The following is a 20,545-nucleotide window of genomic DNA, read 5'->3' as shown; positions in this document are numbered from 1 at the left end:
GTACTGCCGAATTGCTCTTGTAGGAATCAAGATCATTTCGGTTAAGACCAACTCGCCGCCCTAGGCCCGGTCGTGAACGCCGTGCGGTGGGATTCAACGTACCTGTCGGCGATCGTTGACCACCTGCGTGCCCAGGGCTGGAAGTCCACCTCCAGAGCCTCGATCAGAGAGGAGCACGTGGCCCGGCTGTCCTCGCTCGGCCACACCCACCTCAACCGCTTGGGCCGCTATGCCATCACGCCCTCCGGTCCAACCAGGGCTGCGGCCGTTGCGCTCACCCGCCGGCGGCCAGGACGAGGAAGTAGACCGGCCGGCCCAGACGGGGCAACGAGGGGTGGCGGTTTCGGCCGGTCAGGTGGTGGCTAAGGAGCGCCGAGTGGTCCGGCTTAACGGGAAGTCCCGGCCAGCTGCGGGTAGAGCGCCGCGACGCCCGCGGCCAGCCCGGACTGCACCTGGCGGCTGAGGTCGTCCGCGACGATCTCGTGGGTGTCGGCGGCGATGCCGTCGACGGCGATTCGGGCGAAGTTGGCGGGTCGGCCTTGGGCTCGGTGAGTCCCCGGGGCATGTCGGTGGCCATGAGGCCGACGTGGAGTCCGGTCACCACGATCCAGCGCTACCTCACCGCGCCCGAGCCCTGACACCTTCAGGCCGATGTGGTGGCGGTGCCTGCCCAGGTAGCCAGGGCGGTGTGGAGGCCCTGCTCGTCGGGGCGGTCGGTTGCCCAGGCGTAGTAGCCGTCGGGACGGATGAGGGCCGTGGTGCGTCGGTCGTCGGTCCAGTGTGCGTGGACGACGTGGCCGGGCACGTCCGCGTCCTGACCGGCCGGTGTGATCAGCACGAACCTGCCGCCGCGCTGGAGCTCGTTCAGGCGTCCCTCGGCCAGTTCCACGTCGGGGGCGCGCCGTCCGGTCAGCTTGTGCGCGCCGCGCGGAGCCTTGTAGGCGATGCCGATTCCGGTGACCATGGACGCCGCCTTGTCGGCCAGCGGACGGAAGTTGCTGACGACCGTTCCGGCCGCGCGGCGCAGCAGCCGGGCGGCGAACCCGTGCAGCAGGGCGGCTCGCACCAGTGTCCCGCTCATCCGCAGCACCATCTTGCCGACGGCGTGCCGTTCGGCCTGGTAGGTGTCCAGCAACCGGTCGTCGGCCCCGTCGCGCAGCACGGCCACCAGCTTCCAGCTCAGGTTGGCGGCGTCCTGGAGGCCGGTGTTCATGCCCATGGCGCCCGCCGGGGAGTGCACGTGCGCGGCGTCACCGGCGAGGAACGCCCGCCCGACGCGGTAGGCCGGGGCCTGCCGCTCGTCGCTGTGGAACCGGGACATCCAAGGGATCTCGGTGATGCCGTAGTCGGTCCCGAAGTTCATCTGGAGCAGTTCCTTGACCTCATCAGCCTCCAGCGGCGCGTCGTCGGGAAGCTGGTGGCGCCGGTTCCAGCCGGTCACCCGGTACAGGCCGTCGCCCATCTCGGTGAGCAGCGCGAACCCGTCCGGGACGGCGTTCACGACGAAGGGCCGGTCCGGTGCCTTGCCGAGCCTGACGTCGGCCAGGATCAGCGAGCTGAGGATCGTGTCACCGGGGAAAGGCTGGCCGATCGCGGGCCGGATCGAGCTGTGCACTCCGTCGGCGCCGACCAGGTAGGACGCGCGGAACGTGGTGCCCGGCTGCCCGTCGGTGTCCTGCGTGTGGGCCGTGACGCCGTCCGCGTCCTGCGCCACCGCGACGACCTTGGTCTCGTATACGAAGGTGACCCCGGCCTCGCGGGCCCGGCGCTCCAGCACCTTCTCCACCTTGTACTGCGGGGTGAACAGGACGAACGGGTAGCGGGTGGGCAGCCGCGAGGGGTTGAGCCGGGCCGCCTCAAACAGCGCCAGCCGGTTGATGGGGTGCCCGCCCGCCACGACCTCGTCGGCGATGCCGCGGGCGTCGAACTGCTCCAGCACCCGGGCGTGCACGACCAGCGCCCGGGACAGGTTGCTGACCTTGTACGGGCGGCGCTCGACGAGCACGACCGACAGGCCCGCCTCGGCCAGATCACCGGCCAGCAGCAGCCCGGTCGGTCCCGCGCCCACGACCAGGACGTCGGCATTGGTGACGGTGGGTGACATGGTGCCCTCCCAAGAGTTTGTCAACACCTGTTGGTCAACGCTTGTGGGCATACCGTAGGACGCCGCGCCCACTGATGTCAACAACTGTTGGCCTGCGTGCCCGCCAGCCATGGCGCGACCGGCCACGCCCGGGGCTGGACCGGTGTGCGGGCGGCGGGCTCGACCTAGAGCGGGCCGTTCGCCGGGTCGCTGCCGGTCAGATAGCGCTGGATGACCGGGCCGAGCCAGGCGACGATGTCGTCGTCCGACATGGTGACCGCCGGCGGGAAGCGCAGGATGTAGCGGCACAGGGCCATCCCGAGCATCTGGGAGGCCACCAGCACGGCCCGGGTCGCCGCCCGGCCGTCCCCGCCGGTCGGGTCGCCCGCCAAGGCGGTGATCAGTGGTGCGAGCTGGGTGGCGAAGATGGCGCGGGTGCGCTCGGCCGCGGCCTGGTTGGTCACCCCGGTGCGCAGCAGGACCTGAAGGGCGTCGTCGGCCTCCCAGCGGTCCAGGAAGTGCCGGACCAGGGTCGCGCCCACCCGATCGCGCGGGAGCGCCCCCAGGTCGGGCAGGCGCAGGTCGAACTCGGCTGCGGCGGCGAACAGCCTGTCCTTGCTGCCGAAGTAGCGCATCACCATCGACGGGTCGATGCGGGCGTCGGCGGCGATCGCCCTGATCGTCGCCTTCTCGTACCCGTCGGCGGCGAAGCGCTCGCGGGCCGCGGCCAGGATGACCGCCTTGGTCTCCACTGCAGATCTCCTCATGCCAACTAGTGTAGGCCAACAACTGTTGACATCGCGGCACGCAAGGGGTAACACTATGCCAACAGTTGTTGGCAAACCCGGGAATGAGGACCAGAAGATGTCGAAGACAGTGCTGGTGACCGGCGCCTCCACCGGAATCGGCCGGGCCACCGCCCTGCTACTGGCCCGCGAGGGGTTCACCGTCTACGGCGGGGTTCGCAAGGACGCCGACGGCGAGGCACTCGGGCCCACCGTCACCCCGATCAAGCTGGACGTCACCGACACCGACCGGATCGCCGACGCCGCCGCACGGATCGGCCACCTGGACGCGCTGGTCAACAACGCCGGGATCGGTGTCACCGGCCCGGTGGAGTTCGTCCCCTGGACGCGCTGCGCCGGCAGTACGAGGTCAACGTGTTCGGCCAGATCGCCGTCACCCAGGCGATGCTGCCCCTGCTACGCGCCTCGCGCGGACGGGTCATCACCGTCGGCTCGGTGGGAAGCTGGATCACCCTGCCCTTCGGCGGACCGCTGTGCTCCTCCAAACACGCGATCCGCTCGCTCAACGACGCCCTGCGCATGGAGGTCAAGCCCTGGGGCATCGAGGCGATCCTCATCGAGCCCGGCTCGATCCACACCGACGCCGTCGACAAGCTCGAAGACGAAGTCGAGTCCCGGCTGGCCTCGCTCGGTGAACAGGGCAGGCAACTTTACGGCGACGCCTACCGCACCATGACCACCGCCGGCCTCAAACAGGAACGCAACGGCTCGCCCCCCGACGTGGTCGCCCGCGCCATCCTGCACGCCTTGACCGCACGCCGTCCCCGCGTCCGCTACCCCGTCGGCAAAGGCTCCCGCCTGATGAGCACTCTCGGCCGCTGGCTCCCCCAACGCACCCTCGACACCCTGCGCCGCCGCGCCCTCGGCCTGTCCTGACCATCGAGAGCGGTCCCGCGCTCGACCGGGCGTTGGTCGGAGAGCGGACCGAGCTGTGGACCGGCGTGACTGTCGCTGGCGGGGAGCCGTTCGACTCGATGCACCTGCGAATCGCTTCCCTCGATGACAGGTTCGGCATGATCTGGGGAGACCCTGACCGGGGCGGCGACCTCGGTCGACCTGGCGACGCTCTGGTACTGCCCGGTTCTTATCACCCCGGATAGCTTCGCCTACCTCACCGTCCGCGAAGATTCTCCCAACGGCGAGGCCGAGAAGCGCCGGTGGGAATTCGGCGTCTACGGACACGGCCGCGAGGGCGGCGAACTCGCCCGACAACTCCATGACCACGTGCAGACCTGGGACCGCGAATGGCGCGACCACCCCGGCCCGGACTTCACCCTCTACTCCGGCGAGGTCACGGTGCCGGCCCCAGCCGTTGGCCGGATCTTCCGCAAGCGGCACACCCAACTCGTCGTGACCTGGGCGTGATCGCCGTGCCGCCCCCCGCTCTGTGGAACCGAGTGGAGTGCCCTCACGTAGCGTTTCCCCTTCTTCGCCCGACTCCGGGCAGCGGTGTCGCCTCCGGCGTGCGCAGCTTGTCCACGGCCGCACGGCGGGCCCGCTCCGGCCGCCGGTCATACCGCGCCGTGGTGGCGGGGGAGGCATGCCCGAGCAGGGCCTGCGCGGTGGCCAGGTCCACCCCGGCGTCGAGGAGTTCGCCGGTGAACGTGCGACGGAAGTCGTGAGCATCCGGGGCTTCGGCGAGCCCAGCTTGTTCGGCGCGGTTGGCGATCACGTCGCCAACCGTCTGGCCGCTCATGTGCGCCACAGTGCCCGCCCGGGTGCGGCGGACGTGGCCGCCACGCGGGGTGAACGGCGCGAACAGGCCGCCCGGGTCGGAGCCGCGGACGGTCAGCCACGCCTCGATCCGGCTGACCGCGCTGGAGGTGAGGTAGACGTACCGTTCCTTGTTCCGCTTGCCGTGGCGGATGCGCAGGGACCGGTCGGCCGGGTCGTAGTCGGCCAGCGCCACCCCGGCCAGCTCGGACCGGCGGGCGCCGGTCGAGTACAGGGCTGCCAGCAGGGCCGCGTCCCGCAACGCCGTACGGCGCAGCCTCTCGCGGTGCGCGTCGTCCTCGACGTCCTCGGGGTCGGCGTCGCAGGCCGCGAACAGCGCCCCCACGCGCTCGACGGGCAGGTGCTTGCCCTTGGGGAGGCGCGTCCCTGCGAACTGGTCGACGCGCTGGGCGCGGTCCCGTTCGTCGGCGTTCATGAGGCCGAGCAGCCACGCCCGGTCGAGGACCTGGCGCAGGGCGACGATGTGCTTGTTCCGGTAGGCGGTCGACCACGGCTCGGGATCGGCGTCCTTCTTACGGGTGGTCGCTGCGGCGATCAGGGCGCGGATGTGCTGGGTGTGCTCGGCCCGCAGCAGGTGCCAGTGAACCGTCTCGCCGGTGATGGCGAGCGCGGCCGGGTCCGGCTTGCCCGTGACACGGTCGACGCCGGCGGGATCCGCGCCGGCGATGAGCCGGGCGATCCGGTCGAGGCAGCCCTTCATGGTGCGGCGGGATTCGGCGTTGTCGAGACTGTCGAGGTAGGTCCAGTACGGGTTCTTGTTCGGGTCGGCGGCCGCCACTACGGCCGGCAGCGCTTCCACGCCCACCGCAGCGACCACCTCGGGCAGGGTCTCGCTCATCGGGCCCACTCGGCGTGCGTGTCGAGGGCGATGAGAGCCGTACGGTCGGTGTCGGGAGGTACGAACCGTAGATCCCGTATGGGCACGTTCGAGTCCTTCCTGTGTTTTTTGGGGTGTTCGCACCAACTCGTCCGAACCCCTTCCCGCGAGGCGAGCAGCAAGATCATAGCGGCTTTATCGGCGGGAACGAACATTCCCGGTAACAAAAATCGAGGGAGGTATGCCGCCGTCTTCCTACCCCGGGTAATACCCGGCGGGTACACTCCGGGTATGGCAATGGAGAAGACTTCCGTCAGCATCGAAGCGTGGATCTTGAAGGCTGTCCGCAAGCACGCGGAGGAGAACGGGCTCAGCGTCTCGGCCGTCCTGGCGCGCGGCGCCCTACGCGAGATCGCCGCCAGCCACACCCCGGCCGCCCGCGCCGCGGTGTATGGGGCCGGCGCCGTCGCCGCTCAGGAGGCCGACGAGCGCATCACCGCCGAGGACATCACCCGGGCCGCTGACGAGCACCGCGGCGAAGCCGCGTGAGCCACCGATTCGGCGAGCTGTGGACCGTCCAGTTCGGCGACCGCGACGAGGTGCGCCTGGTCGTGTCCGGCGACTTCTACCACACGCTCTACGGCGACAACGTGCTCACCGCGCACGTCGAGGCCGCCGACATGGCGCACGCCCTCACTGCGTTCGTGGTCGACGTCGGTGAGGGCCGCGCCGCCATGGTGGACCGCATCAGCACCGTGGCGGCCGTCCGCCTCAAGTCTAAGGTCGGCGATCTGCCGGACGAGCAGCTCGCCGCCGTGCGTGGCATGATCGCGACCATCTTCGGCACCGGCGGCTGACCGCGAGCAGAGGACACGGCGTCCGGAGCGTCCGCCGTGTCCCGGGGCCCGACCATCGAAGATCCCAGCTGGAGGACGAAGGACAGCGGACGGCTGCGCCGGTCGGCGGAGACTCACCTTGCTGGTCAGCCCGCCTCGCGAACGGCCCAGCCTGGCCGCCGTCAGCCGGATCCCTCGCCGGCAGGGGCGTCATGCCCTCGACCTGACCGTCAGGCAAGCCCTTGGAGAGCCCGTCTCGGAACCCGGTATGCGGTTCGTGGAGGAGCCGCGTCGGTGCCTGAGCTGCGGCCGTCGGCTGCGACGGCGAGCCCGCGGCGACGCCCCCTGTTGTTCAGGCTCCTGCCGAGCTCGGCTTTGGCGGGTGGGTACGGCGAACCCGCGACCGCGTTGCCGTCCCTCGCGATGACTCACCTGCTGGACCGGCTGGTGCTCGTCGTCGTGCCGCAGGCCCTCCCCGCCGTGGTCGCTCATCTGAAGACCGACCCGCCCGTCCACGCGCGCCTCATGCTGATGCCCGACGCGGCGCAAGCGGCTCGGGCGTGCAGGTCATCACCAGCGGGCGGAACGCGATCTCATGGCCGCCCGACTGGACCAGGCCGGCCGCCTACCTGGACAAGACCGTGACTGCGGATGTCGGGATCGCGTCGACGATGTGGCGGCGGTGATGCGTCTCGGGCTGGGCCTGGTCAGCGCGGTCGGAGACCAGGCCGCAGGGCAACGAAGCCGCCGTGTCAGTCTCCGGCCGTGCGCTCGCGTTCGTATTCGGCGTTGATGCGCAGCGCTTCGGCGAGCTGGTCTTCCAAGATGATGATCCGGCAGGCGGCTTCCACGGGGGTGCCCTGGTCGACGAGTTCCCGTGCGCGCGCGGCCAGGCGCAGTTGGTAGCGGGAGTAGCGGCGGTGCCCACCGCTGGAGCGTCTCGGCTCGATCAGGTGGGCGGCGCCCAGAGCCCGCAGGAACGTGGGGGTGACGCCGAGCATCTCGGCGGCCGTGCCCATGCTGTAGGCGGGGTAGTCCTCATCGTCGAACCGGTCTTCGGCCGTATCGGTAATCCTGCCGTGAGCGAGCGTGTCACCCTCGGCAGCCGAGCGACGTTGATCCATACATTCCTTTCCGTACGCGCACAGGGGGCCCCGGCGCCTGTTGCGCCGAGGCCCCGAAGAGTTCAACACCATCTACCGGCCTTCGGCCGGCTTACTGTTTCCGCATTCGCCGTACCGAGTGGCGATGATGCGCGGATCGCGGATGCGTGACCGTAGACCACCTTCCAATCTGTGGAACTGCGGTACCCGAGCGGCGAGACTCAGCCGGCAACGGGCGATCCCGATGGCGTCAACACTCCCTTCATCTCTCTTCCGGACCAGTTGTCCAACTTCACCTTCGGCAGCGCGTCCACGCTCTGGGCCCCTTACCACTGCGCTGGCCCGTCACGTCCGACCTTCTGCCGTCAATCTTTGGCTTCACCCTGCTCCGGGCAGTTCGTCGTGATGCCGGTAACTACTTCTGCTGCCCGGTGGATCCGTTCCTTGCGATGTCAGAAACCATAGTACCCACAGCAGCGAATGTCTACTACGGCGACAGCAGATTTTCGGTACGGGGTGCGGCAGTTCTCCGGGCGAGCCGGGCGCGTTCGGCGGCGATCGTCGCCGAACGGTGGACTCACGGGTGATCGGGCCCCTGGGTGTTCCAGGACCGGACGCGGTAGTGGGGTTTCTGGCAGAACACCTCCGACACGCTGGTGGCGCCGACCATGGGCCCATGCTCGGTGGGTTCGGCGATGAATCTGCAGCGGACGTGCACCTGATGCCAGTGCATCCACGTGCCGGGTGGGCAGATCGAGCGAGCCCCCTGCCGCTCGCCGACGTTGATGTCCACCACATAGCAAGGACCGTCGGTCCTCACGGCGCCGGCCTCCCCGGTCGCCGGCCCGGACAGCGTGAGTCCCAGGATGGGCGCGGAGAGGGCGGCCAGGAATGCCTTTCGGCCGAATGTGCGGTTCATGCGTACTCCTTCGTGTGGCCCGGCGCCCACCGGCGGCGGACGCCGGGCGGGTGGGCTAGCCCTGACCGTTGTTGATGCAGCTGGCCCAGCCGTTGCCGACCTTTTCGCCGGTGTCCCGCCAGGTGCTGCGGTAGAAGTTGTGGATGTTGTTGTCCGTGTGGTCGTAGGTGAAGTCGATCCGGCCCTGGCGCCATCCCCAGCGCATGTGCTTGCTGTAGTTCTTCTTGTCGCAGTCGTTGGGGAAGGGCCAGTCGGGGTCGGCGTGCGCCGGCTGGCCGAGTAGCAGCAACGCGCCGGCAGCCACAACGGTGGCGGCGAGCATCCCGGCGAGTCCGCGACGTGCGTGCATGGGGGCCTCCTGTGTTCGGGCCGGTCGAAGGGCCGACGTCTTCTCGGGTTCCGGCAGTGACCTGACGTGCTCGCCCGATCACTACCGGCACACGACAGCGAAACAACCCCCGACGGGTGTCCAACAGGTCCACGGCCGAACTCGGCCGAACTCGGCAGGCTCCGGACGCTCCGCCACCGGATTCGGACACGCTGAGCAATCACTCGTACACTGTCTGCCGCAGCAGGTGAGGCCGAAGGGCCCGGTCAGGAGAAAGCAGGATCTGGGAAAAGATGAGCAAGGCCCCTCAAGGCGACCATGACCCTCGGCCTACAGGAGAGGCGACCGGGGGTGGGCTGGAGTCGGTGACCTGTCACGAGGACCTGGTGAAACTGCTGGCCGAGCAGTTCGTGCGAGCCGACGTGTCACTTCGAGAGCTTCAGACACGGGCGGACAGGGCGGGCGGAACGCGACTGCCACGCACTACCTGCGCCGACATGCTGGCCGGTCGGCGCTTCCCCAAGAAGGCGGTGATGGTGGCGTTCCTTCGGGGATGCCGCGTCCCCGAGCATCAACTCCCGGCGTGGGAACGGGCGTGGGAGCGGGTGCGTGTCAATCAGATGCCCGCCGGGTCCAGGGAGAATCACGGTGTCGAGTCCTCCCCTGGCACGCCGCTCGCTGCCCAGGTCTTGGCCACACCTGACGACACGGGGACGGCACGTGCCGCCGGCCGACGTTGGCGCCAAGCCGCCCTGCTCACAGCGGTGGCCGTGCCGACGGCGGTCATCCTGAGCGTCGTCGTCATCGCCCAGGGGGCGACGCCACAACGCGGCGCCTCCGAAGAGGTGCCTGACCACATCGTGAATCCCGCCCACATCGTCAGTGACGATGGTCGTGCGTTCCCTCGTGGCGGGTCGAGCCGGTTCACCGTGACCGTCAACCCGGCCAATACGGGCGTACGGCTGATCCGCCGGCTGGATGTGGGCGTCGGTCTGCAACATGCCACCATCACCGTTGACGGCACTCCGGCCGCGCAATGGCGACCGCTGCCTGAGGACGGCATCTACAAGTGGAGAGACCAGGTCGTCACCATCCCGCCGAATCTGACGACGGGGCGACGCTCGCTCACCATCGTCAACACGTGCGTGTCCTCCTCGGGCTTCAACGAGTTTCTCTACACCGTGGAGCACAAGGTCAACGGCGTCTGGTCGACCGCCGACACGGTCGACATCGGCCGCGACCACACCGCTAGCGAAGCCGCGCACGACTACCGCGTCGTCGGAGAGGACTGGGCCGATACCCAGACCTTCGCCTATCCGCCGCGAAAGGAGGCCTGGAGCGTCCAGTGAGCTCCAACGGCCGACATCCCGCGGGCAGGCGGCAACGTGCCTCACTCCTGCAACGGCACCTGTGTGACGGGATGGCCGCGCACCGGATCGATGGCCCCGCAACCGTATTTTGAAGGTATGCTCTCATCAACAGCCGTAAATGCCGTCAAAGTTTACACCGTGGGTTCAACGATACGGTCGAAGGTATGACGGTCTCGATCCGGGACGCTGCACGTCCCTTCACCGGCGGTGCCCTCACCGCGCTCCTGTCCCCCGCCACCCGGCTGCTCGGCCTCGGCGAGCCCACCCACGGCGTCGAGGCCTTCCTCGAACTGCGCAACGAGCTCTTCCGCCACCTCGTCGAATACGAGGGCTACCGCTCGATCATCTTGGAGAGCGACTGCTTGTCGGCCCTGGCCGCCGACGCGTACATCACCGACGGCATCGGGACCCTCGACGACGCGATGAGCCTTGGCTTCGGCCACCACCTCGGCGCCTCACCCGCCAACCGCGAGCTCCTGCGCTGGATGCGCGCCTACAACGAGCAGCGTCCGCCGCGCGAGCGACTCCACTTCTACGGCTTCGACGGCCCCCTGGAAATGACCGGCCCCGCCGGCCCCCGCCCAGCTTTGACCGCACTGCACGACTACCTCGCCGCCCACCTCGATCTGGCCTGGAGCCGCGAGACCCTCGACGCGCTGCTCGGCCCCGACCAGCGCTGGACCAACCCGGCCGCCACGACGGATCCCACCCAGTCCGTCGGCCGCACCCCCGAGGCCCGCGAACTGCGCCTGATCGCCGACGACCTGCGCGCGCTGCTCACCGCACACACCCCCCACCTGACGGCCGCCACCTCCCCCGACGACCGGTGGCGCGCCGACCTGTACGCCCGCACCGCCGCCGGACTCCTGCGCTACCACGCCGGCATGGCCGACACCGCGGCCACCCGCGTCGGCACGCTGATGTGCCTGCGCGATGCGATGATGGCCGACAACCTCGACGCCATCATCGACCGCGAGGCCCGTCGCGGCCCCACCCTCGCCTTCGCCCACAACCGCCACCTGCAAAAAGACAAGAGCCGGTGGCTGCTGCCGGAAGGCTGGGGCCCCCTGGCAGGCCGGACGCTGGAGTGGTGGAGCGCGGGGGCGATCGTCGGCACACGCCTCGGCGACCAGTACGCCTTCGCCGCGACCACCTTCGGCACCCGCGGCTCCGACGTCCCCCAGCCCGACACCCTCGAAGGGCTGCTGTCGGCCCTCCCTGACGCCCGCGCGGTCATCGATCCCGTCCGCCTCACCGCAGTCCTCGACCGGAAGCCAACGCCCCGCGTCCCGGCCGACCACACCTACCTCCCCCTCGACCCGGCCACCACCGGCCAGACCGACGCCATCGTCTTCGTCAAGGAAATCTGAGCCACCCCACGGCCAGGGGTGGAGGGCGGCCGCTGCGCCCCACGCCGGTGAACGAGTCAGGCACCACCTTCCTGATCAACCCGCGATGGACGCCTGAGGAATCTCAGCCAGGTTGGGCCAGGGCCATCACCCCGACGACCGACCTCGGCGGCGACGGTCTTGAGCCGGTCATGCAGCTGATCGCAGGACGTGGTGACGTCGCAGGCCGGAGCCTGGTCGAGGTCTTCTGCCGGACCGACCTCGACCAGACAGGCGAGTCAGTCGTCGATTGCCTGGTAGAGGGTGGTCCAGAAGTCGTGGATGGCCCGCGCCGAGTCCGGGGTGGACATCCCGGTCTGGGTGAGCAGGATGCCGACGAGCTGGTTGTCCGGGTCGGCGTATGTCGTGGTGCCGGCTCCGCCGTCCCAGCCGAACTGGCCGATGGGGGCGTAGTCGCCGCGGTAGGTGCGCACCGCCATCCCGAAGCCCCAGCCGCCGTGCTGTCCCTGGCCGTGTGAAAGATGGACGACGCTGCGGGCCCAGGCCTGTAGGGCGGCTGTCTGCTCGGGCGTGAGGCGGTTGGTGGTCATCAGCTCGACGGCGGGCCGGGACAGGATCCGCTGGTTCCCGTGCATCCCGCCGTTCAGCAGCATCCGGAAGTAGGCGTGATAGTCGTCGACGGTGGAGTCCAGTCCGCCGCCGCCCGACTGGAACGCCGGAGGCCGGCTGTGGTGTCCCCCTTCGACCTCGTCCCCCACGAGGAACTCTCCGGTCTGCGGGTCGGGGGCGTACAAGGGCGGCAGCCGGTCGATCTTGTCGGCGGGCACGTGGAAACCGGTGTCCTTCATCCCCAGCGGATCGAAGATGCGCTCACGCAGGAACGTCTCGAACGACTGGCCGGTGACCCTGGCCACCAGCACACCGAGCACGTCGTCGCTGACGTTGTACAGCCATCGCTCTCCGGGCTGGTACATCAGCGGGAGCGCGCCCAGACGGCGCATCCACTCATCCGGTCCCGGTTCGGGCAACAGCCATCCGTCCTCCTGGCCGTAAACCCCCTGCTCGAAGAACGCGCCCATCATCGGAGCGGTCCGCGCCGTCATATCCAGTCCGAGCCCGAACGTGGAGGTCAGCAGGTCCCGCACGGTGATCGGCCGCCGCGCCGGCACGGTGTCGTCCAGCGGGCCGTCGGCCCGCTTGAGCACCCGCCGGTCGGCGAGCTCGGGCAGCCACGGATCAACCGGGTCGTCGAGCCGCAGTCTGCACTCGTCCAGCAGGACCATCGTCGCCGACACGGCGACCGGCTTGGTCGTCGAGGCCATCCGGAAGATGGTGTCGCGGCGCATCGGCGCGCCACCGTCATGGCGCATCGTCCCGATCGCTTCGACGTGCGTCTCCTCGCCCCGGCTGACCAGGGCGACCAGACCGGGGATCTTCCCGGACTCGACATGCCGTGTCAACAACTCGCGCAGCCTGCGCAGCCCTGCTTCGGAGAAGCCGCTGTTGCCTTTTCCCATCGTGAATCTCCTTACCTACAGTTTTCGATCTTGCAAGACCCGTCCCGGCGTGGCGCTCATGGGCTTTGCACGAGCGACGCACGGGGGTCGGGGTGAGCTCGGCGTGGCCCAGTTCGCAGCCTCGAGGGCACAACTGCTGAACCGTTCATGGCATCCGCCATCGCCGGCCGCTCTGATACTGGCTGTCGCCGTCGTGACACCGCCGCTGACATGCGGCGAGAAGTAGTCGGCCGGGCATGACCCCGTGGCCGCATGGTGCAGACTTTCAATGAAAGCGGTGCTCGGCCCCGGGCACTTTGTGGAGCTGTTCGAGCCGTTCCGCGAGGAAGCTCCAGGTCCTCCAGAACTCTTTGAGATACTCCCGTCCCTGAGCGTTGAGGGAGAACACCTTGCGCGGCGGCCCCTTCTCCGACGGGACCTTCTCCACGTCGACGAGGCCGCGCTGCTCGATCCTGACCAGCACCGCGTGGATCGTGCCCTCGGCGATGTCGGAGAAGCCCTGGTCCCGCAGCCACGCCGTGATCTCGTAGCCGTACGCGGGCCGGCCGGACAAGATCGCCAGGACGATACCCTCCAGCGTTCCCTTGAGCATCTCCGTCACCTGCTTGCCCAACGAAACACTCCCCCCCCTTCAGCTACTCGGTGGTGCTAACTACCAGTAGAAAGTAACACTGACTACCGGTACCTTGCAACACCGAATAGCTGAGGCGCAAGCCGAGACCGCAAGCGTGTAGATGCGGCCGGCCTGACCACTACTTGCGAGCGAGTCCGCCAAGCTGCGAGCCCAGGCGCGCGCCTGACGCGGTGACCTCGGCACGGATCAGGGCCAGCTCCCGCCGGAAGGTGCCGTGGATCGCCTTGAGCACCTCGCCTTCGGGCGCCGACCGAGGAAGGGCCCCATCACCGCGTTTGCGATGCGGTGGGCGACAGCGCAAGAGCACCACGGCGCGACGCCCGGAGAGCCCGCCGAGCACCACCGCGGAGACTCGTCGCCCGGCACATGAGAAAGTCTGCTTTCCTGATTGTGGAAGTGCCGGCCAGGCGTTCCGAACTCGGTCCGGTCACGATTGTCGCCGCAGCTCAGCGGCCGAAGAGTCCGGATGGCGGGGCGACGGCGTCGTGCCGGCCACGGGGATCAGGCCCCTAATCCGGTCGTGCAGGGCGAATGTGCCTGCTGTCACCACGGGCGCGCCCGGCGTGCTGACGTAGGGGACGATCTTGAAATCGGCGGTCAGGGTGCTCGGAGTGATCTGGATCATGAGGTAGCCGCGGCGCCGGAGATGCAGCCTCAGGTGTGGGTTGCCGGCCAGCAGCGGGTCCGTGGCCGGGTCGATGTCGTGGCCGTCGCCGCCGCTGGAGATGGAGGTGACGGCGAATTCGGCACCGATCGGGCGGGAGTCGGGGTCGTCGTAGTCGAGGACGAGGTTGCCGGCCCAGTGCGCGTGCACGTCCCCGGTGAGCACGACGGCATTGCGCACGCCGGCCTCGATCCAACCCTCGCTGAGGCGCAGGCGGGCGGCGGTGTAGCCGTCCCAGGCGTCCTGCCGGACCACCCGGTCCAGACCCGGGTCGCGGTCGCGCTGACCGAAGAAGACCTGCTGGCCGATGAGCTCCCAGCGCGCGCCGAAGCGTCGCAGGCCGTCCAGGAGCCACTGCTCCTGATCCAGCCCGAGCATGCTGCGGCTGGGGTCCGCCGGGAGCGGGCAGCTGCTGTAGCCGGGGGCGCATTGGTGCGCATCGCGGTACTGGCGGGTGTCCAGCACGTGCAGGGCGGCCAGGTTTCCCCAGTGCAGCCGCCGGTAGAGCTGGATGGCGGGGCCGCCTGGCCGGGCGCTCGGCCGGAGCGGCATGTGCTCGTAGTAGGCGCGGAAGGCCGCCCCGCGCCGCTCGGCCGGGATCAGGTTGGTCCAGTTGTTGACCACCTCGTGGTCGTCCATGACGGCCACCCACGGGGCGGCGGCATGGGCCGCCTGCAGGTCGGGGTCGGTCTTGTACAGGGCATGCCGGCGCCGGTAGTCCGCCAGGGTCACTGCCTCCGCGCCTTCATGGTCACGGACGTTGCCGCCGAGCGTGAGCAGGTGGTCGCTGCCCTGCTCGTAGATGTAGTCGCCCAGGTTCAGGACGAGATCGGGCCGCTCCTGGGCCATTCTCGCGTAGGCGGTGAAGTAGCCGTGCTGGTAATTGGCGCACGAGCAGACCGCGATGCGCAGCGATCGGGGCACCGAGCCGGGAGCCGGGGCGGTCAGCGCGCGCCCGATCGGTGACAGATAGGGGCCTGCCTTGAAGCGATACCAGTACTCCCTGCCCGGCAGCAGCCCGGTGACCTCGACGTGAACACTGTGCGCCCAATCGCGCACCGCCTCTCCCACGCCGCGCCGGACCACGTCCTTGCCTGCGGGATCGGTCGTGACCTGCCAGTGCACGGGCACGGGCGCCTCGGGCATGCCGCCGAGCCCGTCTTCGGCCAAGGGCATCGGGGCCAGGCGGGTCCACAGCACGAACCCGCCTGGGTCTGGATCGCCACAGGCCACACCCAAGGTGAACGGTTCGCCGAAGGCGGCCGACGGCACCAGAGACGGCAGTCCCGAGGCGAGCCCCGCTGCCAGAAACGACCTCCTGCTGATCACAGCAAGCATGATTGCCACGACCGGCGCGTTCCGCAGCGAGGACACGCCAGCCGGCGAGGAAAGGCCGGGATCGGGCACAGCCGTCTCTTCTGGGTGGTCCTGCTCAGCGCCGGCCGGCAGCTCCGGGAGGCGGGGAACTCGGTCGGCGGCGAAGAGGTTGCCCTGCGGCCGGGCGCTCGGACCTCTCGCGGATGTCTGCGACGTCGGCGACGTCTTCATCCCCACCTCGAGCACGATGTCCAGCACGTAGCCGGCGCGTGCAGCCCGCTCTCAGGAACGCCTCGATCTCGGCGTCGTCCACCAGCCACACTCGGCGACCCTCGCCTGGGTCAGCCGGCGCGCGGCCTCCAGCGCCGCAACGTCCAACGGCTTGCCCGCCCGCAGCGCGGCCACCACCTCCCCTGGAACCCGGGCGCAAGGCGAGCGTGGAATGCGCCGCGACGCATGGGCGGCACCGGAGGCGAGGACGGTGCCGACGTGCCAGGCGTGCACCGGCGTCGTCACTCGATGCTGTCGCCGACGTCGCGTGGCTGTCGAGGGCGCGCCAGCCGCCACAGGCTGACCACGACGACAATGAGCGAGGCGATTGCCACCACCAGCAGGTCGGGCAGTTGCAGGCCGGCGGCGAACTCCTGCAGCCCTGCCTCCCAGCTGTGCGGGATCGGCACGGTCAGCCCGCGGGTGCCGTCGAAGACGAGGAAGACGATGCCGAGACCGATGAAGATCAGTCCGGAGGCCAGCGTGGTGGTGTGCACGTGCAGCGGGCCAAGCCGGAGGCCCCGGCCGCGCAGCCAGCCTCGGCGGCCCAGGTCAAAGCGCTGCCACAGCATGGCCATCACCAGCAACGGTGCGGCCATGCCGGCCGCGTAGATCGCCAACAGCACGGCTCCACGCAGCGTGTTGCCTGAGGCGGCGGCGATGGTGAGCACGGCGCCGAGCACCGGCCCGGCGCAGAACCCGGCCAACCCAGAAACGGCACCCAGCGCCAGCACCGCGCCGGACGAGTCGCCGCGGATGCGGCCCCGCAGCCGCTCCAGCGGCCCGATCGCCCAGCCCTGCCCGGCCAGTTGGAGGACTCCCAGCGCGATCAGCAGCACCCCCGCCCCGGTGATCAGCAGTTCCTGGTGACCGTAGAAGAGGCGGCTGACGTGCGCCGAGCCCATGCCGAGCGGCACCAGCACGGCGCACAGGCCGACATAGAACAGCACGGTGCGGCCGATCAGAGCGCTGCGGCCGGGGAAGGCGTAGGCGAAGAACGCCGGAAGCAGCAGCGCGCTGCACGGGCTGAGGAGCGCGAACAGCCCGCCCAAGAAGGCGGCGGCGTAGCCGATGTCACTCATCGCCGCGTGCGGGCCTTCTCGATCGCGGCCACGAACTTCGCCAGTGGCTGGGCACCGAAGAAGACCTCGCCGTTGATCAGGAAGGCCGGGGTACCGGGAACCCCGAGCTGCGCGCCGAAGGCGAAGTCCTGCTCCACCGCTCGGCGCAGCGCCGGGTCCCGCCGGTCGGCGTCGAACCGGGCCACATCCAGGCCGACCCGGCCGGCGAGCGAACGCAGGCGCTCGTCGGTGAAGCTGGACTGGTCGGCGTACAGCGCGTCGTGGAAGGGCCAGAACATGTCCTGTTCGGCCGCGGCCCGGGCGGCGATCGCGGCCCGTGTGGACTCGCGGCCCTGGGCGGGAAAGTCCCGCCAGAACAGCCGGACGACGCCGGTGTCGATGTAGCGGCGGCGCAGGGCCGGTTCCACGGTACGGGCGAACTGCCCGCAACTGGCGCATGTGAAGTCGCCGAACTCGACGATCGTCACCGGCGCCGATTGCGCGCCCTGGGCCAGTTTCATGTCGATCGGCGGGACCGCGGGGCCTTCCCAGGTCGGGGTCGGCTGGGCGGTTGGCGTCGCCGGCCCGGCGGCCTGGCTGTCACCGGCCTGTTCAGGCTCGCTGACCGCCACCGTGCCGCCGGGGTCGACTGGTTGATCCAGCGCGGCGACGGTAAGGACCCCCAGCAGAACCGCCGCCGCTGCTGCCGCGGCCACCACACGCACGCGTGGGCCGACAACGGCCTTCCTGACAGGCTCCAGCCCCATGTGCTCCACCTTTCTCCCTGGCAGAACAGGATCTCGCAGCCGGGATCGGGCGCGGGAGGCAATGTCAGCACGACAACAGTCCCCGTGACCTGCTTGGTACCAGGGGTTCGGAGGTCGTGCGGCTCCTGGAGGAACGGTCAGCGGTTTCGGAGACCGGCAGGCCGCCGCCGAAGCGCCGCACCGCGGGCAGGCGAGCATCTGCCCGCCGGCACCCGGCCCCGGCCGCCAGGGCGCGCGGTCCGCTGTCCACCGCATCGCGTCGGCCTGGTGCGTCATCGGCACCGCTCAATGCCGAACCTCCACCGCGCCGCCGGGCAGCGGCGGCATCTCGCCTTCGAGCAGCCGGCCCGGCAGCGGCGGCTCCCTTTCGGCAGCGACGGCGCCGTGGCATGGGTGCTCGGTGCGACTGGGACGGGCGCGGGAACGTGGCCGTCTGACGGCCTGCCGTGCTCCGGGAGCGCGCCCGGCATCCTTCGGCACTGGTCGAAGGAATCCGCGCCTAGCGTGGAGCACATGATCATCACACGTCACGTCGAGGCCCGGGCAGTGCTCGCGGACACCCGGTACGTCCCGCCGCCCGTGCGCCAGGACGCGCCGCCGTACACGCTGGGGTGGCTCAGGGCGCGGGTCTCGCGGTTCAGCAGCGGTGAGGCGCACGCGGAGCGGCGCCGGGCGCTGGAAGAGCGGCTGGCAGAGCTCGATCCGGCCACGCTGCGTCGGCGGGCCCGGGCGGCGACGCTGGAGCGCGACGGCGACTGGAGGGGCGTGCCCACGCAGGTGCTGGCCGCCGCCCTCGGAGTCCCGGCCCCAGTACCGCTGGTGGAGGCGGTCGCCGCCGGCTACCTGTCCGGAGAGGAGACCCCCGGGACGGACGCGGCGGTGGCCGAGCTGTTCCGGCTGCCGGGCGACGGGCCGTCCGTGATCACAGATCTGACGCTGCTGCTCCAGGCCCACGCCGCCACCGAGGGACTCATCGCGAACGCCCTCACCCATGAGGGTGGTGCCGGGGTGAAGGGGCTGCTGCGCGAGACCTTGCGCCACGATCCGCCGCTGAAGGTGACCCGCCGGGTGGACCGGGCCACCGGTGAGGAGGTCGTCATCGACCTCGTCGCCGCCAACCGCGACCCCGCCGTGTTCGCCGACCCGGAGCGGTTCGACGCCTCCAGGGGCGAGTGCCCGCACCTGACGTTCGGCCACGGCGTGCGGCCCTGCCCGGCCTCGGCCCACGCGCTCGCGCTCGCAGCGGGCGTCCTCGACGCGCTCCGCGCCGCGCCTCGTCAGCTCACATCGGAGAGGCCCGTGTCGGATCAGCGGGAGGATTCCTGAGTTTCCGCGTCCTGCACCCCAGGCGACCCATCCTCGCCACGCAACACCTCCGTGATCATCATCCGAATGGTGTTGCGCTGATGGGTTGAGTCCGCCGCGGCCTTCTTCGCGGTGGAAAGTCGATGACGCTCGCCAAGTACGAGCTGATCGATGCGGCAGAGGCCCACCATAAGATCGCCAAGATGTGTGCCTGGCTGGGGTATCTGCCACGAGTGGCGCCAGCGGCCGGCCTCGGCCACCGCGCAACGCCGCGCGTTGCCGGCCCGGCTGGTCGCCGAGATCTTCCACGACGTACACAAGACCCACAGGTATCGGCGGGTGCATGTGGCGCCGCTGCGGCGCGACGCGAGTTCTGCTCGGTCGAGCTGGTGGGGGCGCTGGTGCGCGAGCAAGGCCTGGACCCGGCCCGGCCCGGTGGGGCGTCCGGCGCGGTCGCGCCGCCACGACGCCATGTCCAGGGCGTCCAGCACCAGGCCGGCGCGCTTGGACACCGACGCCGCCCAGCCGACGATCGCCCGGGAGTACACGCCTGGTCTTCGGTGAAACCAACAGCGTCCGCTCCCGGCCGGACCACGTCGGTCTGGCCATCGACAACTCCGAAGGGGTCAACGCACCGGAGCGGTCGTGAGCGTCGACAAGATCGACCGAAGCAGCTCCGTCGGGGGCGGTGGACCCCGATCACCACGACACCGCCGCACCCTCTGGAGCTGGCGTGGACCGGCCAGCCTGGCAAGACTGGCGGGATGAGATGGAACATCTGGGTCAGCGATTGGCAGATGCAATGCTGCGGCGATCCCTTCCGCATCGGCTCAACGGTCTCCTGGACCCTCTGCCCGGCCGACCGCGATTGGCTGACCCGAGTCCTGGGCGAGGAGACCGCCGCCACGATCGACTGGAGCGAGGACCACCACAGCGACCCGTCCGCTGACCAACTCCGCGTCGAAGCCCAGGTCACCCATATCTCCGCAGTCCATGCTCATCTGGAACGCCTTCCCGACGAGAACGCATATCACCCGGTCAGGGGAGTCCTTTCTCCACAGACCTCCGCCGACGGGTGGAATCCAGATCAGGGCGACCTACAGTTCATCGGGTACCTCGTGACCCTAGCGGTTGACCAGTAGATCCAGTCGACACGTCGCAGGCTGGAAGCGATCACTCGCTACCTGTTCTCGTTCCGACTGGTTGAAGCAGACCTGCTCATCGCTCCGTAGACGCCCAGCGCCTTGTTGCGTTCCGGTCCGGCGGGGAAGGTGTCGGCGAGCAGGGCGAGCGCGGCCGGGGCGACGATCGCGGCGCCGATGCCCTGCAGGACGCGGGCGGCGATCAGCACGCTTCCGTCGCCGGCCAGGCCGCCCAGCAGTGAGGCGGCCAGGAAGACCGTCAGGCCGATGCGCAACAGCCGGCGGCGGCCGAACAGGTCGCCGGCGCGGCCGCCGGCCAGCAGCAGGCCGCCGAAGGCCAGGGCGTAAGAGGTGAGCACCCAGTCCAGGTCGGCCTCGGCGATCTTCAGCCCGTTCCGATGACGGGCAGGCCCACGGTCACGATGGTGCCGTCCATCACCATCAGGAGCTGCGCGGCCGCGATCACCAGCAGCGCCGAACCGCTTCTTCGGCGGATCTCGGTGTGCGAAGTCATGTGAAGTCC

Annotated in this window: 22 protein-coding genes and 1 pseudogene; 9 read left to right on the top strand and 14 right to left on the bottom strand. The window is 69.8% G+C overall.

The annotated features are described in order from the left end of the window. Positions 1 to 643 precede the first annotated feature (643 nt). Together FHU36_RS18435 and FHU36_RS18430 are read right to left on the bottom strand one after the other, a co-directional pair. Positions 644 to 2,104 carry an FAD-dependent monooxygenase gene (locus tag FHU36_RS18435; protein WP_221496428.1) on the bottom strand — a complete coding sequence of 487 codons (1,461 nt, stop codon included), beginning with the start codon at positions 2,102 to 2,104 and terminating at the stop codon, positions 644 to 646. A 164-nt stretch (positions 2,105 to 2,268) separates the two neighbouring features. Continuing rightward, positions 2,269 to 2,850, bottom strand: coding sequence for a TetR/AcrR family transcriptional regulator (locus tag FHU36_RS18430; RefSeq protein WP_185085207.1), 582 nt, complete (start codon positions 2,848 to 2,850; stop codon positions 2,269 to 2,271). On the opposite strand from FHU36_RS18430, the pseudogene FHU36_RS46835 reads away from it, so the two are divergent. The 3 genes and pseudogenes from FHU36_RS46835 to FHU36_RS18420 all read left to right on the top strand — a co-directional run. Further along, positions 2,735 to 3,190, top strand: a pseudogene (locus FHU36_RS46835) (SDR family NAD(P)-dependent oxidoreductase); the annotation flags it as partial. The gene FHU36_RS18430 and the pseudogene FHU36_RS46835 overlap by 116 nt on opposite strands. Before the next feature lie 20 nt (positions 3,191 to 3,210). Beyond that, on the top strand, positions 3,211 to 3,765 hold the full coding sequence (locus FHU36_RS44535; RefSeq protein ID WP_312891952.1) for an SDR family NAD(P)-dependent oxidoreductase: 555 nt from the start codon (positions 3,211 to 3,213) through the stop codon (positions 3,763 to 3,765). Between the two features lie 348 nt (positions 3,766 to 4,113). Continuing rightward, entirely contained in the window at positions 4,114 to 4,254 is a 141-nt protein-coding gene (locus FHU36_RS18420) for a hypothetical protein (protein WP_185085206.1), read from the top strand. 43 nt (positions 4,255 to 4,297) lie between these two features. Here the strand turns inward: FHU36_RS18420 and FHU36_RS18415 are convergent, their stop codons facing one another. Continuing rightward, positions 4,298 to 5,461, bottom strand: a complete 1,164-nt coding sequence (locus FHU36_RS18415) for a tyrosine-type recombinase/integrase (RefSeq protein WP_185085205.1) — start codon at positions 5,459 to 5,461, stop codon at positions 4,298 to 4,300. Positions 5,462 to 5,731: 270 nt separating this feature from the next. Here FHU36_RS18415 and FHU36_RS18410 point away from each other — a divergent pair, with 270 nt between their 5' ends. Then, a complete protein-coding gene (locus tag FHU36_RS18410; RefSeq protein WP_185085204.1) occupies positions 5,732 to 5,989 on the top strand; it encodes a hypothetical protein in 258 nt (85 codons plus the stop codon). Then, entirely contained in the window at positions 5,986 to 6,297 is a 312-nt protein-coding gene (locus FHU36_RS18405) for a type II toxin-antitoxin system PemK/MazF family toxin (RefSeq protein ID WP_185085203.1), read from the top strand. The genes FHU36_RS18410 and FHU36_RS18405 overlap by 4 nt, the downstream gene beginning before the upstream one ends. A 731-nt stretch (positions 6,298 to 7,028) precedes the next feature. Here FHU36_RS18405 and FHU36_RS18400 read toward each other — a convergent pair. The 3 genes from FHU36_RS18400 to FHU36_RS18390 form a co-directional block, all read right to left on the bottom strand. Then, positions 7,029 to 7,295 (bottom strand): helix-turn-helix domain-containing protein, encoded by a 267-nt coding sequence (locus FHU36_RS18400; protein WP_246502662.1) that lies wholly within the window; start codon positions 7,293 to 7,295, stop codon positions 7,029 to 7,031. 661 nt (positions 7,296 to 7,956) lie between these two features. Further along, positions 7,957 to 8,298 (bottom strand): hypothetical protein, encoded by a 342-nt coding sequence (locus FHU36_RS18395; protein ID WP_185085201.1) that lies wholly within the window; start codon positions 8,296 to 8,298, stop codon positions 7,957 to 7,959. Between the two features lie 55 nt (positions 8,299 to 8,353). Next, positions 8,354 to 8,647, bottom strand: a complete 294-nt coding sequence (locus FHU36_RS18390) for a hypothetical protein (RefSeq protein ID WP_185085200.1) — start codon at positions 8,645 to 8,647, stop codon at positions 8,354 to 8,356. A gap of 365 nt (positions 8,648 to 9,012) precedes the next feature. On the opposite strand from FHU36_RS18390, the gene FHU36_RS18385 reads away from it, so the two are divergent. Together FHU36_RS18385 and FHU36_RS18380 are read left to right on the top strand one after the other, a co-directional pair. Continuing rightward, positions 9,013 to 9,975 carry a hypothetical protein gene (locus tag FHU36_RS18385; RefSeq protein WP_185085199.1) on the top strand — a complete coding sequence of 321 codons (963 nt, stop codon included), beginning with the start codon at positions 9,013 to 9,015 and terminating at the stop codon, positions 9,973 to 9,975. A gap of 185 nt (positions 9,976 to 10,160) precedes the next feature. Then, positions 10,161 to 11,366, top strand: coding sequence for an erythromycin esterase family protein (locus FHU36_RS18380; protein WP_185085198.1), 1,206 nt, complete (start codon positions 10,161 to 10,163; stop codon positions 11,364 to 11,366). Between the two features lie 257 nt (positions 11,367 to 11,623). On the opposite strand, the gene FHU36_RS18375 is transcribed toward FHU36_RS18380, so the two are convergent. The 5 genes from FHU36_RS18375 to FHU36_RS18355 form a co-directional block, all read right to left on the bottom strand. Continuing rightward, positions 11,624 to 12,862 carry a serine hydrolase domain-containing protein gene (locus tag FHU36_RS18375; RefSeq protein WP_185085197.1) on the bottom strand — a complete coding sequence of 413 codons (1,239 nt, stop codon included), beginning with the start codon at positions 12,860 to 12,862 and terminating at the stop codon, positions 11,624 to 11,626. Positions 12,863 to 13,127: 265 nt separating this feature from the next. Continuing rightward, positions 13,128 to 13,475, bottom strand: coding sequence for a PadR family transcriptional regulator (locus FHU36_RS18370; RefSeq protein ID WP_185085196.1), 348 nt, complete (start codon positions 13,473 to 13,475; stop codon positions 13,128 to 13,130). A gap of 448 nt (positions 13,476 to 13,923) precedes the next feature. Beyond that, positions 13,924 to 15,498: an alkaline phosphatase D family protein gene (locus FHU36_RS18365; protein WP_185085195.1), complete on the bottom strand. Its 1,575-nt coding sequence runs from the start codon at positions 15,496 to 15,498 to the stop codon at positions 13,924 to 13,926. 491 nt (positions 15,499 to 15,989) lie between these two features. Beyond that, positions 15,990 to 16,829, bottom strand: coding sequence for a cytochrome c biogenesis CcdA family protein (locus FHU36_RS18360; RefSeq protein ID WP_185085194.1), 840 nt, complete (start codon positions 16,827 to 16,829; stop codon positions 15,990 to 15,992). Further along, a complete protein-coding gene (locus FHU36_RS18355; protein WP_185085193.1) occupies positions 16,826 to 17,575 on the bottom strand; it encodes a DsbA family protein in 750 nt (249 codons plus the stop codon). The genes FHU36_RS18360 and FHU36_RS18355 overlap by 4 nt, the downstream gene beginning before the upstream one ends. A gap of 513 nt (positions 17,576 to 18,088) precedes the next feature. Between FHU36_RS18355 and FHU36_RS18350 the strand changes: the two genes are divergently transcribed. Continuing rightward, positions 18,089 to 18,901, top strand: a complete 813-nt coding sequence (locus FHU36_RS18350) for a cytochrome P450 (protein WP_185085192.1) — start codon at positions 18,089 to 18,091, stop codon at positions 18,899 to 18,901. Here FHU36_RS18350 and FHU36_RS18345 read toward each other — a convergent pair. After that, the gene (locus FHU36_RS18345; protein ID WP_185085191.1) at positions 18,883 to 19,428 is read right to left on the bottom strand and encodes a hypothetical protein; all 546 of its coding nucleotides are present in this window, start codon (positions 19,426 to 19,428) and stop codon (positions 18,883 to 18,885) included. The genes FHU36_RS18350 and FHU36_RS18345 overlap by 19 nt on opposite strands. 216 nt (positions 19,429 to 19,644) lie before the next feature. Between FHU36_RS18345 and FHU36_RS18340 the strand changes: the two genes are divergently transcribed. Continuing rightward, the gene (locus tag FHU36_RS18340; protein WP_185085190.1) at positions 19,645 to 20,022 is read left to right on the top strand and encodes a DUF6578 domain-containing protein; all 378 of its coding nucleotides are present in this window, start codon (positions 19,645 to 19,647) and stop codon (positions 20,020 to 20,022) included. Between the two features lie 38 nt (positions 20,023 to 20,060). Here the strand turns inward: FHU36_RS18340 and FHU36_RS44530 are convergent, their stop codons facing one another. Continuing rightward, positions 20,061 to 20,381, bottom strand: coding sequence for an MFS transporter (locus FHU36_RS44530; protein WP_312891676.1), 321 nt, complete (start codon positions 20,379 to 20,381; stop codon positions 20,061 to 20,063). A gap of 26 nt (positions 20,382 to 20,407) precedes the next feature. Beyond that, positions 20,408 to 20,536 (bottom strand): hypothetical protein, encoded by a 129-nt coding sequence (locus FHU36_RS45680; protein WP_281394303.1) that lies wholly within the window; start codon positions 20,534 to 20,536, stop codon positions 20,408 to 20,410. Positions 20,537 to 20,545: the final 9 nt, after the last annotated feature.

The organism is Nonomuraea muscovyensis (assembly GCF_014207745.1).
In the GTDB taxonomy this organism is placed as follows: Bacteria; Actinomycetota; Actinomycetes; order Streptosporangiales; family Streptosporangiaceae; genus Nonomuraea; species Nonomuraea muscovyensis.
This window is presented reverse-complemented; position numbering and strand designations above follow the sequence as displayed.